The sequence below is a fragment of the Streptomyces longispororuber genome (assembly GCF_014656095.1).
Classification (GTDB): domain Bacteria; phylum Actinomycetota; class Actinomycetes; order Streptomycetales; family Streptomycetaceae; genus Streptomyces; species Streptomyces longispororuber.
Window position 1 is genome coordinate 22,804 of record NZ_BNBT01000088.1, and the last position, 13,108, is coordinate 35,911.

Here is a 13,108-nt window from a genome sequence, read left to right on the forward strand (position 1 = left end):
CATGCGCTTCAACCGGATCCTGCTCTCCAGCGCCCTGGTCGTGGTCGCCCTCGTCGTCCAGGTCAGCGTCCTGGCCCGGCTCCAGTTGCCGGGCGCCGTCCCCGACCTGGTGCTGCTCACCGTGCTCGGCCTCGCCCTCGTCTACGGCCACGTGGGCGGCGCCCTGATCGGCTTCGGCGCGGGCCTGCTCACCGACCTGGCGCCGCCCGCCGACCACGCCGCCGGGCGCTACGCCCTCGTGCTGTGCGTCATCGGCTACCTCGCCGGCCTCGCCAAGCCCGAGACCGGCCGCCTCCGCTCCGCCAGCGGCCCGCTCGTCGTCGTGGTCGGCGCCGCCATCGGCTCCACGCTCCTGTACGCGGGCGTGGGCGCCCTCGTCGGCGACGGCGCGGCCCGGCACGTGGGCCTGGGCGGGCTGCTCTTCACGGCCGCGCTGTACGACCTGCTGCTGGCGCCGTTCACCATCCCGCTGATCATCACGATCGCCCGCCGTGCCGAGAACGACCCGCTCGGCGAGAGCCCCGCCACCACCAAGGCCGCCGACGTCTCCAACGGCTTCCTGGCCTCCGGCACCGGCCTGCGCATCGGCAGCCAGCGCGGCGCCGGGCTGCGGATGAAGGCGGTCAAGGCCCGCGCGGCCCGCGCCGGACGCATCAAGGGGGTCAAGCGCCTGTGAGCGCACCGCAGTCGCCACCCGGCACGGCCGCGCACCCGCGGGCGCCCGGCGACGCCACCGGGGGAGCCGGTGCCGGCGCCGCCGACCGGGCCGCGAGCCACGTCACCGGCCCAGTCACCGACTACGTCACCGGCCGCGTCACCGGCCGAGTCGCCGACTACGTCACCGGTCACGACACCAGCCGCGTCACCGGCCGCGTCACCAGGGGAGGAGCGAAGCAGTGACCAACATCCCGGAGACGGGCCGCACGCCGCGCGTGCAGATCCGCCTCGTCGTCATCCAGATCCTCGTCGTCTCGCTGCTCCTCACCCTCGGCGGCCGCCTCTGGTACCTCCAGGTCCGCAACGGCGCCGAGTACGCCGAGGAGGCCTCCGGCAACCACGTCCAGCAGGTCGTCCAGCCCGCCGTGCGCGGCGAGATCCTCGACGCCCGCGGCGTGCCCCTCGCCGACAACCAGACCCGGCTCGTGGTCTCCGCCTCGCGCACCGAGCTGATGAAGATGAAGGACGACGGCAAGGCGGTCCTCGCCAAGCTCGCCGCCGTCCTCGGCATGAGCACCAAGGACGTCGCCGACAAGGTCCGCCTCTGCGACTCCAAGACCCCCCAGCCCTGCTGGAACGGCTCGCCGTACCAGCCCATCCCGATCACCGACGAGGCCACGCCCAAGCAGGCCCTCCAGATCCGCGAGCGCTCCGAGGACTTCCCCGGCATCACCGCCGAGCCCACCGCCGTCCGCCGCTACGCCGCGCCCGGCAAGGCCAACACCGCGCAGGTCCTCGGCTACCTCTCGCCCGTCACCGACGAGGAGATCGAGAAGGCCAAGGACACCGACTCGCCCTTCCTCCGCTCCGACCAGGTCGGCCGCTCCGGCCTGGAGCGCACGTACGACAAGCAGCTCCGCGGCAAGGCCGGCGTCACCCGCTACGAGGTCGACAACCTCGGCCGCGTCATGGGGAAGGCGAAGTCGGACAAGGCCGAACCCGGTTCGAACGTCGTCACCAGCATCGACGCCCGCGTCCAGGCGGCGGCCGAGTACTGGCTGAACGACGCGATGAAGAAGGCCCGCCAGGAGTTCGACAAGAACACCGGCGAGAACTACAAGGCCGACGCGGGCGCCGTCGTCGTCATGGAGAACAAGACCGGCCGCGTCATCGCCATGGCCTCCAACCCGACGTACGACCCGAACGCCTGGGTCGGTGGCATCTCCGGCAAGGACTACGCCAAGCTCACCGGCAAGAAGTCCAACTACCCGCTGCTCAACCGCGCCATCCAGGGCCAGGCCGCCCCCGGCTCCATCTTCAAGGTCATCCCGACCACGGCCGCGGTCAACGCGGGCTACGAGTTCCACGGCAGCTACCCCTGCCCCAGCTCGTACTCGATCGGCGGCCAGGTCTTCAAGAACTTCGAGTCCCAGGGCCACGGCAACATCACCCTCGGCCAGGCCCTTGAGGTCTCCTGCGACACCGTCTACTACAAGCTCTCGCACGACGAGTGGCGCAAGGACGGCGGCAACAAGCCCAAGAAGGACCCCAAGGACTGGTTCTACAGGACCGCCCACCAGTTCGGCCTCGGCAAGGAGACCGGCATCGACCTGCCCAACGAGGTCACCGGCCGCGTCCCGGACCGCCAGTGGAAGAAGGACTACTGGAAGGCCAACAAGGACGCCTGGTGCAAGCAGGGCAAGAAGGGCGGCGACTACGCCGAGCGCATCGCGTACGAGAACTGCCTCGAAGGCATGAAGATGCGCGCCGGTGACTCCGTCAACTACTCCATCGGCCAGGGCGACACCCTCGTCACGCCGATACAGATGGCCACGATCTACTCCGCCATCGCCAACGGCGGCACCCTCTACAACCCCACCGTCGGCAAGGCGATCGTCAGCCCCGACGGCAAGCGGATCGAGGAGATCAAGCCCAAGGCCCACGGCAAGCTGCCCATGGACGCGGCCCTGCGCAAGGACATAGACGGTGCCCTGGCCGACGTCGCCACCAAGGGCACCGCCGCCTGGCGGTTCGGCGGCTGGCCGCAGGACAAGATCCCGATGCACGCCAAGACCGGTACCGCCGAGGTCTACGGCAAGCAGACGACGTCGTGGTTCGCGACGTACACCGAGGACTACTCGATCGTGATGACGATCTCCCAGGGCGGTACGGGCTCCGGCGCCTCCGGGCCCGCCGTGCGCCAGATCTACAACGCCATGTACGGCCTGGACGACGAGGGCAACCAGGACCTGAAGAAGGCCCTGCTGCCCAAGCCGCAGAAGTCCCTGCCGAAGATCCAGCCCGACGGCTCCATCGACGCACCGAAGGTCAAGCCGTTCAAGCCCGCGAAGCCCAAGTCCCCCGAGGAGCTCCAGGAGCAGCAACAGCAGCAGGGCGACCCGCAGGACCAGCAGGACCCGCAGGACCAGCAGGATCAGCAACAGGACGACCAGCAGGAACTCGCGGGCGCGCCCGCGGGCTGGAGGCGTGACTAGTGGCCGGCACCAGCGGTTTCTCCGTCTCGGGGTACGGGCCCGAGCGCTCCACCCTGTCCCGCCTGTTCGCCCGCGACTCGGTGCTGCGCAGGCTGGACTGGTGGATACTGCTCGCCGCCCTCGCGCTCTCCGTGATCGGCTCGGCGCTCGTCTACTCGGCCACCCGCAACCGCACCGAACTGGTCGGCGACGACCCGTACGCCTTCCTGATCAAGCACGTCATCAACATCGGCATCGGCCTCGCGCTGATGGCGGGCACGATCTGGCTCGGCCACACCATGCTGCGCACCGCCGTGCCGATCCTCTACGGCATCTCGGTGTTCCTGATCCTGCTGGTGCTCACCCCGCTCGGCGCGACCATCAACGGCGCCCACGCGTGGATCGTCGTCGGGGGCCAGTCGCTCCAGCCCGCCGAGTTCTGCAAGATCACCATCATCCTGGGGATGGCGATGCTGCTCGCGGCGCGCGTCGACGCCGGTGACCGGGAGCACCCCGACCACCGCACCGTCGTCCAGGCCCTCGGCCTCGCCGCCGTCCCCGTCGCGATCATCATGCTCATGCCCGACCTGGGCTCGGTCATGGTGATAGTGATGATCGTCCTCGGCGTCCTGCTCGCCTCCGGCGCCTCCAACCGCTGGGTCTTCGGCCTGCTCGGCGCGGGCGCGCTCGGCGGCGTCGCCATATGGCAGCTCGGCGTCCTCGACGACTACCAGATCGCGCGCTTCGCGGCCTTCGCCAACCCCGCGCTCGACCCGGCGGGCGTCGGCTACAACACCAACCAGGCCCGCATCGCCATCGGCTCCGGCGGCCTCACCGGCACCGGCCTCACCAACGGCTCGCAGACCACCGGCCAGTTCGTCCCCGAGCAGCAGACCGACTTCGTCTTCACCGTCGCGGGCGAGGAGCTCGGCTTCGTCGGCGCGGGCGCCATCCTGCTCCTGCTCGGCGTCGTGCTGTGGCGCGCCTGCCGCATCGCCCGCGAGACGACCGAGCTGTACGGCACGATCGTGGCCGCCGGGATCATCGCCTGGTTCGCCTTCCAGTCCTTCGAGAACATCGGCATGACCCTCGGTATCATGCCCGTGGCGGGCCTCCCGCTGCCGTTCGTCTCCTACGGCGGCACGTCCATGTTCGCCGTCTGGGTGGCCGTCGGACTCCTGCAGTCCATCAAGGTGCAGCGCCCGCTGTCGGCGTGACCTCCCCTCCGGGGCGCTCCGGCGTCCCGGAGGGAGCGCGTTCCCCGCCGCCGGGGCCACAGGTGGGGGCCGACCCGTTTAGCGCCCCGGATCCTGCCCAAGTTCACTTCATGGCGGACACGAAGCGCGACGCGGACACCCGGCACGGATCCGGCACGGGCACCGACCCGGAGACCGAACAGGAAATCGAGCGGAAGTACGACGCGGCGGCCGACGGCTCGCTGCCCGACCTCGGCGGCGTCACCGGCGTCGCCGACGTCGCCGCCCACGGCGTCACCGACCTGGACGCGGTGTACTACGACACCGCCGACGAGCGCCTGGCCGCGGCCTCGGTCACCCTGCGCCGCCGCACCGGCGGCGCCGACGAGGGCTGGCACCTGAAACTGCCCGTGCCCACCGCCGAGGACACCCGCCAGGAGGTGCGGGCGCCCCTGTCGGACGACGTGCCCGACGCCCTGCGCGCCCTCGTCCGCGCCCACGTGCGCGACGCCCCGCTCACCCCCCTCGTACGCCTGCGCACCGCCCGCGACGTCCGCCGCCTCCTCGACGCGGACGGCGACCCGCTCGCCGACGTCAGCGTCGACAGCGTCCTCGCCGAGCGCCTCGGCGGCAGCGGCGGGACCGCGGCCTGGACCGAGATCGAGGTCGAGCTGGCCGCCGGCCGCGACCCGGCGTTCCTGGACGCGGTGGAGAAGAAGCTGCGCAAGGCGGGCGTACGGCGGTCGCAGGCGCCGTCGAAGCTGGCCCGGGCGCTGGCCGAGACGGCGGCGGCCACCGGCCGCGCGGCGGGCGCCCGGAAGGACTCCGAGCCCCGGGCCGGTGCGGGCGGCCGCCGCGAGCCGGACGGCACCGCCGGGGCCCACGTCCTCGCCTACCTCCGCCACCAGCGCGACGCCCTGCTGGCCTGGGACCCCGCCGTCCGCCAGGAGCTGCCCGACTCCGTCCACAAGATGCGCGTGGCCACCCGGCGTCTGCGCAGCACCTTCAAGGCGTACCGCAAGGTCCTCGACCGGACGGTCACCGACCCCGTGGGCGAGGAGCTGAAGTGGCTGGCCGCCGAGCTGGGGGTGGACCGCGACCACGAGGTCCTCACCGAGCGCCTCACCGCCGCCGTCGACGGCGTCCCGCGCACCCTGCTGCTCGGCCCGGTCCACGCCCGGCTGCGCGTCTGGGCGGTCGCGGGCGCCACCGAGGCCCGCCACCGCACCACCACCGTCCTGGACGGCGACCGCTACCTGGCGCTGCTCGACCGCCTCGACGCCCTGCTCGCCGACCCGCCGCTGCGCAAGGCCGCCGCGGCCCCCGCCGCCGCCGTGCTGCCCAAAATCCTGCTGAAGGAGCACGGCCGGCTCACCGCCCGCGTCGAGCACGCCCTCGCCCTGGCCCCCGGCGAGGAGCGGGACACGGCGCTGCACGAGGCGCGCAAGGCCGCCAAGCGCGCACGGTACGCGGGTGAGGCGGCCGTGCCCGCCCTCGGCAGGTCCGCCCGGCGCTTCGCCAAGCGCGTGAAGGCCGTCCAGTCGCTCCTCGGTGAGCACCAGGACAGCGTCGTCGCCCGCGGGACCCTGCGCGAGCTCGCGGTCCAGGCCCACGCGGCGGGCGAGTCCGCGTACACGTGGGGCCTGCTGTACGGCCGCGAGGAGGCGGCCGCGGCGGCCCGCGAGCGGGAGCTGCCCGGGGTGTGGGAGCGGGCGGCGCGGCCGAAGGTGCGGGCGGCGCTCGGCGGCTGAGGGCCGGGGCGCCGCACCCGGCGCGTGACGGGGGGCGGCCCCGGCCACGTTAGGCTTGAGGGTCACCCCTGTCAGCTCACGAAGGTCCAGCGATGTCTGTCGAGTCGGTTTTCCCGCAGCTCGAAGCCCTGCTCCCGCATGTGCAGAAGCCGATCCAGTACGTAGGCGGCGAGCTCAACTCCACCGTCAAGCCGTGGCACGAGTGCGACGTCCGCTGGGCCCTCATGTACCCGGACGCGTACGAGGTCGGCCTGCCCAACCAGGGCGTCATGATCCTGTACGAGGTCCTGAACGAGCGTGAGGGCGTCCTCGCCGAGCGCACGTACAGCGTGTGGCCGGACCTGGAGGCGCTGATGCGCGAGCACCAGGTCCCGCAGTTCACGGTGGACAGCCACCGCCCGGTGAAGGCCTTCGACGTCTTCGGCCTGAGCTTCTCCACGGAGCTGGGCTACACCAACATGCTCACGGCCCTGGACCTCGCGGGCATCCCGCTGGAGTCCAAGGACCGCACCCTGGACGACCCGATCGTCCTCGCGGGCGGCCACGCGGCCTTCAACCCCGAGCCGATCGCGGACTTCATCGACGCGGCGATCATCGGCGACGGCGAGCAGGCCGTGCTCGACATGACGGAGATCATCCGGCAGTGGAAGGCCGAGGGCCGCCCCGGCGGACGCGAGGAGGTCCTGCTCCGCCTCGCGAAGACCGGCAGCGTCTACATCCCGGCCTTCTACGACGTCGAGTACCTCCCCGACGGCCGCATCGGCCGCGTCGTGCCGAACCGGTCCGGCGTCCCGTGGCGGGTCAGCAAGCACACCGTCATGGACCTGGACGAGTGGCCGTACCCGAAGCAGCCGCTGGTCCCGCTCGCGGAGACCGTCCACGAGCGCATGTCCGTGGAGATCTTCCGCGGCTGCACCCGCGGCTGCCGCTTCTGCCAGGCCGGCATGATCACGCGCCCGGTGCGGGAGCGGAGCATCACCGGCATCGGCGAGATGGTGGAGAAGGGCCTCAAGGCCACCGGCTTCGAGGAGGTCGGCCTGCTGTCGCTCTCCTCCGCCGACCACACGGAGATCGGCGACATCGCCAAGGGCCTCGCGGACCGCTACGAGGACGACAAGATCGGCCTGTCGCTGCCCTCCACCCGCGTGGACGCCTTCAACGTCGACCTGGCCAACGAGCTGACCCGCAACGGCCGCCGCTCCGGCCTCACCTTCGCCCCCGAGGGCGGCAGCGAGCGCATGCGCAAGGTCATCAACAAGATGGTCTCGGAGGAGGACCTGATTCGCACGGTCGCCACCGCGTACGGCAACGGCTGGCGCCAGGTGAAGCTGTACTTCATGTGCGGCCTGCCGACCGAGACCGACGACGACGTCCTGCAGATCGCCGACATGGCGATGAACGTCATCCAGAAGGGCCGCGAGGTCTCGGGCTCCAACGACATCCGCTGCACGGTGTCCATCGGCGGCTTCGTGCCCAAGCCCCACACCCCCTTCCAGTGGGCCCCGCAGCTCTCCGCCGAGGAGACCGACGCCCGCCTGGCCAAGCTGCGCGACAAGATCCGCGGGGACAAGAAGTACGGCCGCTCCATCGGCTTCCGCTACCACGACGGCAAGCCCGGCATCGTCGAGGGCCTCCTCTCCCGCGGCGACCGCCGCATCGGCGCCGTCATCCGCGCCGTCTACGAGGACGGCGGCCGCTTCGACGGCTGGCGCGAGCACTTCTCCTACGACCGCTGGATGGACTGCGCGGACAAGGCGCTGGCCCAGTACGGCGTGGACGTCGACTGGTACACGACCCGCGAGCGCACCTACGAGGAGGTCCTGCCCTGGGACCACCTGGACTCGGGCCTCGACAAGGACTGGCTCTGGGAGGACTGGCAGGACGCCCTCGACGAGACCGAGGTCGACGACTGCCGCTGGACGCCGTGCTTCGACTGCGGCGTGTGCCCGGCCATGCAGACGGAGATCCAGGTCGGACCGACGGGCAAGAAGCTGCTGCCGCTCACGGTGAAGAAGTCCCCCGCGACCACCTGACACCGCGCCGCCGCCACAGCGACCGACTGTGCCCCGCCCCCGCTCCCCGGGCGCGGGGCACAGCCGCTCACGGGCTCTCGGCCTGCTCCCCGACCTTGCTGACGCGCCACCCGACCATGCCGACGGCCCCGGGCTCCCCGGCGGCGTCGATCTCCACCGTCTCCCGCGACCCCGGCGTGCGCCGGGCGGTGGCCACGCCGTCACAGCGCACACCGCGCCGCGTCCGCTCCCCGCCGATCGAAAGGCTGATCCGCCCCTTCCCCGCGCAGGCCACGACCACCTCGTACACCGCCCCCGGGGCCAGCTCCGGCCGGGCGTGGATCCCGTCACCGACGCGCTCGACCCCGGCCTCGACGAACAAGGGGTCACGATCGTCGATCGACTCCGTGCCGAGAGCTTCCCGCACCCGCCGACCGAGCTCCGCCTCGTCACGGTCCGGCGCGGCCGTCGTGGGCGTGGAACGGGGCGCCCGACCGGGCCCGTCCGCCTTGTCCGCAGCACCGCCCGAGCCGCTCGTACAGCCGCTCAGCAGCGCCAACACCAGCGGCGCGCAGGCCGCCCACGCGCGGCGTCCGCTCCGCGGGGAGACCCGGTGGCCCCGAGGGCGCCGCATCGACGTACTGCGCATGGGTTTTCCCTATCGGTGGGGCGTCATGGTGAGGGATGAAGTGGAAGCGGAGCCGGTTCAGCGTCCCGGGTGGCGACGGGGAAATGGACTGTGGCGTTCCATGATGTTGTTCACGGGGTGCGGATTGGAGAATGCCGTTAAACCGGGATAAGTTCTTGATCGCCCGCCGTACCGGCTCTGACCAGGCCAAACGGTGGGATGTATCACTAGTTCGTACAGGGGGATGGAGCCGGACGTGGCATGGGCCGAGAGTGTCCAAGCCGACGGCTTCATGAGCACGTGCCGGAATTCTCCATGCCCCCTTGCGCTATGTACGCAAGGGAAGAATACGTGAACCGCAAGACGATACGCATGGCCGCCGCCACCGCAGTCGCCGCCCTCGCCCTCGGTGTCGGCGGGGGTGTGGCGCAGGCCCACTCCGAGGCCCGGACCGCGCGCACCGCAGTCACCTCTCCGCAGGAGCGTGCGGGGATCCAGGCGGCGGCTCGCGCCCTGCTGAAGTCCGACATCAAGTACAGCGCGGCCGACCGCGCCGAGCTGCGGGCCATGGCCAACGGTGACGTCGCCTTCAAGGCCGGGGGCAAGCTCGGCGCTCTCGTGAAGCTGCTCAAGAAGGTGCCCGGCTTCGCCAAGGCGGTCGCGGGCAAGTACAACGACTTCAAGAAGTGGTACAACGGCCTGTCCCCCTGGGTCCGTTACCCGCTGGCTGCCGCCGGTGTCGGCAGCGACCTGTACAGCATCTGGCAGCTCTTCCACTGAGTCGCCTCACCTGAGTGACCAACGGAGTACGCCGCGCCCCCCGCGGCGCGGCGTACCCCCTCTCCCCCCACAGCACGAACTGAGAGGTCATCTCCTGTGAGTGACAACAGTGAGCCCGCGGCCGCCGGAAAGGTGACAGAAGAAGCTCCCGGCTGGCTGCCGGCCGTGTTCCTCTTCGGCGTGGTCTGCGTCGTCTTCCGCTTCGGTGGCGTCTGGTCCTGGTGGGCCCTCCTGTGGGCGCCCCTTCTCGCCGCGGCCCTGGGCGTCACGGTGTACGAGTGGCGCTTGCTGGCCCGTAGCCGTTGGCGCATGCCCGTCACCGAGTGGTGCCTGCTTGCCGCCGCTCACGCCGGCTGTGCGGCCGCCCTCGGGGTCGTGCTCGGCCTGCTGCGCTACTGAGGCGCGCCCGGTGAGCCCCGCCGCTCACCTGGGCGCCGCTGCCACCCGGCCCCCGCGCGCGGTCGACGCGTACGATCCCGGAAGTACCAGTTCGGAAACGGGGGAAACGGGGCGCCGGTGACGGCGTCCCAGTCGGTATGGACCTGGAGAAGCGGCTCCCGGAGGAGTCTGAGCCCGTGCGGGCGAGCGAGAGCGTGCCGGAGCCCGCGGTGCGGGGTGACGGGTGTCTGGTGGTGGCGTTGCGGCTGCCGCTGCGGATCGTGGTCCTGGTGCTCGTGGTGCCGGTGCGGATCGCGTGGGACGCGCTCGTGGTGTGCGGGCGGTTCGTGTACGACCGGGCGCTGCGGCCCGTGGGCCGGGCGCTCGCCTGGGTGGGGCGGGGGATCGGCGCGGTCCTCCTGTTCCTCGGCAAGGCCGTCTTCGTGTGGCCCTGGGTGGGGCTGTGGCGGTACGTGCTCACGCCGCTCGGCCTGGGACTCCTCTGGCTGGGGCAGGTGCTGGTGGTCGTACCCGCCCTGTGGCTGTACCGGTGGGTGCTCACGCCGCTCGGCCGCGGCCTCGCCTGGCTCGGGCGGGTGCTCGTGGTCACCCCGGCCCGGTGGCTGTACGCGCGCGTGCTCACGCCCCTCGGCCACGGCATCGCCTGGCTGGCGCGGGGCGTCGGGGCCGGTGCGGCGTGGGTGCTGCGCGGGGTCTGGTGGGTGCTGCGAGGCGTCGGGCTCGGCGTCTGGTGGGTCGCGCGGGGCGTCGGACTCGGCGTCTGGTGGGTCGGGCGCGGCGTGGGGATCGTCGTCGGCACCCTCTTGCGGTGGATCTTCGTGGTGCCCCTCGTCGCCCTGTGGCGCTGGGTCCTCGCCCCGATCGGCCGGGGGATCGCCCTCGTCGCGCGGGAGATCGGGGACGCCCTCGGCCACGCGTGGCGGATCGCCGGGCACATCTCCCGTGCCGTGTGGAGCTTCCTCGCGCGCCTCTTCCGCTGGACCGTGGTGGAGCCGGTGCGCTGGGTGTACCGGACCGTGCTCACGCCGGTCGGGCACGCCGCGCGCGACGCGCTGTGGCGCCCCGTCGCCCAGGGCGCCCGGGCCGTGGGCCGCGCCGGACGGCAGGCGCTGGACGCCGTACGCGAGAGCGCCCGGCAGGCCCGCGCGGACGTCCGGCGGCTGCTGCTCGGGGCGTCCCGCGCGAAGGTGCCCGTCCCCCGGGGCCCCGAGGCCCGGCGGGAACCGGACAGCGGCCGGGGACGTACCCTAGGCAGCAGTACGACCGCACTCACGAAGGACTAGGACACTGGGGAAGCGACAGCCCGAAGGCCCGCCGCCCGCACCCGTGGCGCAGCGCATCCGTCTGCGTTACACCAAGCGCGGCCGCCTCCGGTTCACCAGCCACCGTGACTTCCAGCGCGCCTTCGAGCGGGCGTTGCGCCGCGCCGAGGTGCCCATGGCGTACTCGGCCGGCTTCACCCCGCACCCGAAGGTGTCGTACGCCAATGCCGCACCCACCGGCACGGGCAGTGAGGCCGAGTATCTGGAGATCGCGCTCACCGAGCCCCGCGACCCGCACACCCTGCGGGAGCTGCTCAACGAGTCGCTGCCCGACGGCCTGGACATCACCGACGCCGTCGAGGCCCGCACCTCCGGGCTCGCGGACCGGCTCACCGCCTCCGTGTGGGAGCTGCGCCTGGACGGCGTGGCGCCCGCCGAGGCCGAGCGGGCCGCCGCCGCCTTCCGCGCCGCCGGGACCGTCGAGGTTCAGCGGCGTACGAAGAACGGGATGCGCACGTTCGACGCCCGCCCCGCCGTCGTGAGCCTGGACGTCCTCGCCCCGGAGGCGCTCGCCTCCGCCGCTGATAGGCCGACGGACAGGCCCTGTGCGATACTGCGGCTGGTTGTACGGCACGCGACACCCGCCGTCCGACCCGACGACGTCCTGTCCGGTCTCCGAGCTGTGGCCGACCTGGCGCCGCCGGTCCCCGCAGCGGTGACCAGGCTGGCGCAGGGGCTTTTCGATGACGAGACCGGCACGGTGACCGACCCGCTCGCGCCCGACCGCGAGGCAGCCACGGCCGCTCCGGCCGACCGGCACCCCCACCAGGGGGAGGCCGCCCCGGCTGCCGCCGCGACGGCGCCGGTGCCGGAAGGTCCCGCGTAGGGCGCTCGCCGAGAACACCGCAGCGCCGCCCTCGTACTCGGGAGCCACCTGGGTCGGGCGGCGCACTGACCAGAAGACTTTCGCCAGGCCGTCCGCCAGGAGCGTACGGAACCGGCGAGACAAGACACAGACAGCTCCCGTGCGGCGCCCACGCCCCGGATGGCGGCCCCGCGACAGGTGCGGGCCGCGGGTACGTCCGGCACAGGCGCGGCGCCCGGGAGCGTGACGGGAGAACCGCCCGCATGCTTGAGCCGAACGACCCCACCGAGGGCTCGCAGAACAACAGCACCCCCAGCGACACGCTGCCGCCGCGCCGTCGGCGCCGCGCCGCGTCGCGTCCCGCGGGACCGCCCGCGGGCACGGCCACGGACACCGCGCCGGCCATACCGGCCGCCCCCGCCACCGTGGACCCCACCGCCGCCGCCGTGGACGCGGAGAGCGAGGTGGACGAGGAGACGGAGGCCGCCGCCGCGCCGCTGACCGGCGAGGACGAGACGGCCACCGAGGCTCCTGAGACTTCTGAGGCATCCGCGACCGCTGAGGCCGCCGAGGCGGCGCCTGCCGGGCGTACGCGGCGTCGTGCCACGCGTCGCGCCTCGGCCCCGGCCGGTGCGCCGAAGACGGCCCAGGAGGCCGAGCAGGCCCCGGCCGAGGCCGCCGCGACCGCCGCCGCGCCGCTGACCACCGGCGACGGGACGGACGCCGAGGCCCCCGAGACCACTGAGGCCGCTGAGGCCGCTGAGGCGGCGCCTGCCGGGCGTACGCGGCGTCGTGCCACGCGCCGCGCGTCGGCCCCGGCCGGTGCGCCGAAGACCACCCAGAAGGCCGAACCGGCCGAGGTCGATCCGCAGGAGCCGGTGGCCGAGGCGCACGCCGTCGAGGAGCCCGCCGCCGAGGCGCGGCCGGAGGCCGAGGCCGCGGCCCCGCGCCGTACGCGCCGCCGCGCGGTCCGTGCCGCGTCCGCGCCCACGACGCCCACCGCGGCGGACGCCGGTACCGAGGCCGCCGAGGCCGCGCCGGAGCCCGCCGTCGAGGAGCCCGCCGCCGAGGCGCAGCCGGAGGC

Annotated in this window: 11 protein-coding genes and 1 pseudogene; 11 read left to right on the top strand and 1 reads right to left on the bottom strand. The window is 72.9% G+C overall.

Annotated elements, in window-relative coordinates:
- Nucleotide 1: 1 nt before the first annotated feature.
- The 6 genes from mreD to IE330_RS24295 all read left to right on the top strand — a co-directional run bounded on the left by mreD (nucleotide 2) and on the right by IE330_RS24295 (nucleotide 8,111).
- Nucleotides 2-676: a rod shape-determining protein MreD gene (mreD, locus tag IE330_RS24270; RefSeq protein ID WP_190138224.1), complete on the top strand. Its 675-nt coding sequence runs from the start codon at nucleotides 2-4 to the stop codon at nucleotides 674-676.
- Nucleotides 673-900 (top strand): hypothetical protein, encoded by a 228-nt coding sequence (locus IE330_RS24275; RefSeq protein WP_190138225.1) that lies wholly within the window; start codon nucleotides 673-675, stop codon nucleotides 898-900. The genes mreD and IE330_RS24275 overlap by 4 nt, the downstream gene beginning before the upstream one ends.
- Nucleotides 897-3,152, top strand: coding sequence for a penicillin-binding protein 2 (gene mrdA, locus IE330_RS24280; RefSeq protein ID WP_190138226.1), 2,256 nt, complete (start codon nucleotides 897-899; stop codon nucleotides 3,150-3,152). The genes IE330_RS24275 and mrdA overlap by 4 nt, the downstream gene beginning before the upstream one ends.
- A complete protein-coding gene (rodA, locus tag IE330_RS24285) occupies nucleotides 3,152-4,348 on the top strand; it encodes a rod shape-determining protein RodA (protein ID WP_190138227.1) in 1,197 nt (398 codons plus the stop codon). Before mrdA ends, rodA begins: the two co-directional genes overlap by 1 nt.
- 110 nt (nucleotides 4,349-4,458) lie before the next feature.
- A complete protein-coding gene (locus tag IE330_RS24290) occupies nucleotides 4,459-6,078 on the top strand; it encodes a CYTH and CHAD domain-containing protein (protein WP_190138228.1) in 1,620 nt (539 codons plus the stop codon).
- 92 nt (nucleotides 6,079-6,170) lie between these two features.
- Nucleotides 6,171-8,111 (top strand): TIGR03960 family B12-binding radical SAM protein, encoded by a 1,941-nt coding sequence (locus IE330_RS24295; RefSeq protein ID WP_190138229.1) that lies wholly within the window; start codon nucleotides 6,171-6,173, stop codon nucleotides 8,109-8,111.
- 67 nt (nucleotides 8,112-8,178) lie between these two features.
- Here IE330_RS24295 and IE330_RS24300 read toward each other — a convergent pair whose 3' ends face one another.
- Nucleotides 8,179-8,739 (bottom strand): DUF6023 family protein, encoded by a 561-nt coding sequence (locus tag IE330_RS24300; RefSeq protein WP_190138230.1) that lies wholly within the window; start codon nucleotides 8,737-8,739, stop codon nucleotides 8,179-8,181.
- 330 nt (nucleotides 8,740-9,069) lie between these two features.
- Here IE330_RS24300 and IE330_RS24305 point away from each other — a divergent pair, with 330 nt between their 5' ends.
- The 5 genes and pseudogenes from IE330_RS24305 to IE330_RS24325 form a co-directional block, all read left to right on the top strand.
- Nucleotides 9,070-9,498, top strand: coding sequence for a hypothetical protein (locus tag IE330_RS24305; RefSeq protein ID WP_190138231.1), 429 nt, complete (start codon nucleotides 9,070-9,072; stop codon nucleotides 9,496-9,498).
- A 96-nt stretch (nucleotides 9,499-9,594) separates the two neighbouring features.
- Nucleotides 9,595-9,897 (top strand): hypothetical protein, encoded by a 303-nt coding sequence (locus IE330_RS24310; protein WP_190138232.1) that lies wholly within the window; start codon nucleotides 9,595-9,597, stop codon nucleotides 9,895-9,897.
- Nucleotides 9,898-10,034: 137 nt separating this feature from the next.
- Nucleotides 10,035-11,180: a hypothetical protein gene (locus IE330_RS24315; protein WP_373314718.1), complete on the top strand. Its 1,146-nt coding sequence runs from the start codon at nucleotides 10,035-10,037 to the stop codon at nucleotides 11,178-11,180.
- A gap of 43 nt (nucleotides 11,181-11,223) precedes the next feature.
- Nucleotides 11,224-12,045 (top strand): TIGR03936 family radical SAM-associated protein, encoded by an 822-nt coding sequence (locus tag IE330_RS24320; protein ID WP_373314719.1) that lies wholly within the window; start codon nucleotides 11,224-11,226, stop codon nucleotides 12,043-12,045.
- Nucleotides 12,046-12,287: 242 nt separating this feature from the next.
- Nucleotides 12,288-13,108: pseudogene (locus tag IE330_RS24325) on the top strand (Rne/Rng family ribonuclease); the annotation flags it as partial.

Bases quoted from the DNA above. Each gene is read 5' to 3' on its own strand.
- mreD (WP_190138224.1), top strand. From the start codon at position 2: ATGCGCTTCAACCGGATCCTGCTCTCCAGCGCCCTGGTCGTGGTCGCC.
- IE330_RS24315 (WP_373314718.1), top strand. From the start codon at position 10,035: ATGGACCTGGAGAAGCGGCTCCCGGAGGAGTCTGAGCCCGTGCGGGCG.
- IE330_RS24300 (WP_190138230.1), bottom strand. From the start codon at position 8,739: ATGCGCAGTACGTCGATGCGGCGCCCTCGGGGCCACCGGGTCTCCCCG.
- IE330_RS24290 (WP_190138228.1), top strand. From the start codon at position 4,459: ATGGCGGACACGAAGCGCGACGCGGACACCCGGCACGGATCCGGCACG.
- IE330_RS24295 (WP_190138229.1), top strand. From the start codon at position 6,171: ATGTCTGTCGAGTCGGTTTTCCCGCAGCTCGAAGCCCTGCTCCCGCAT.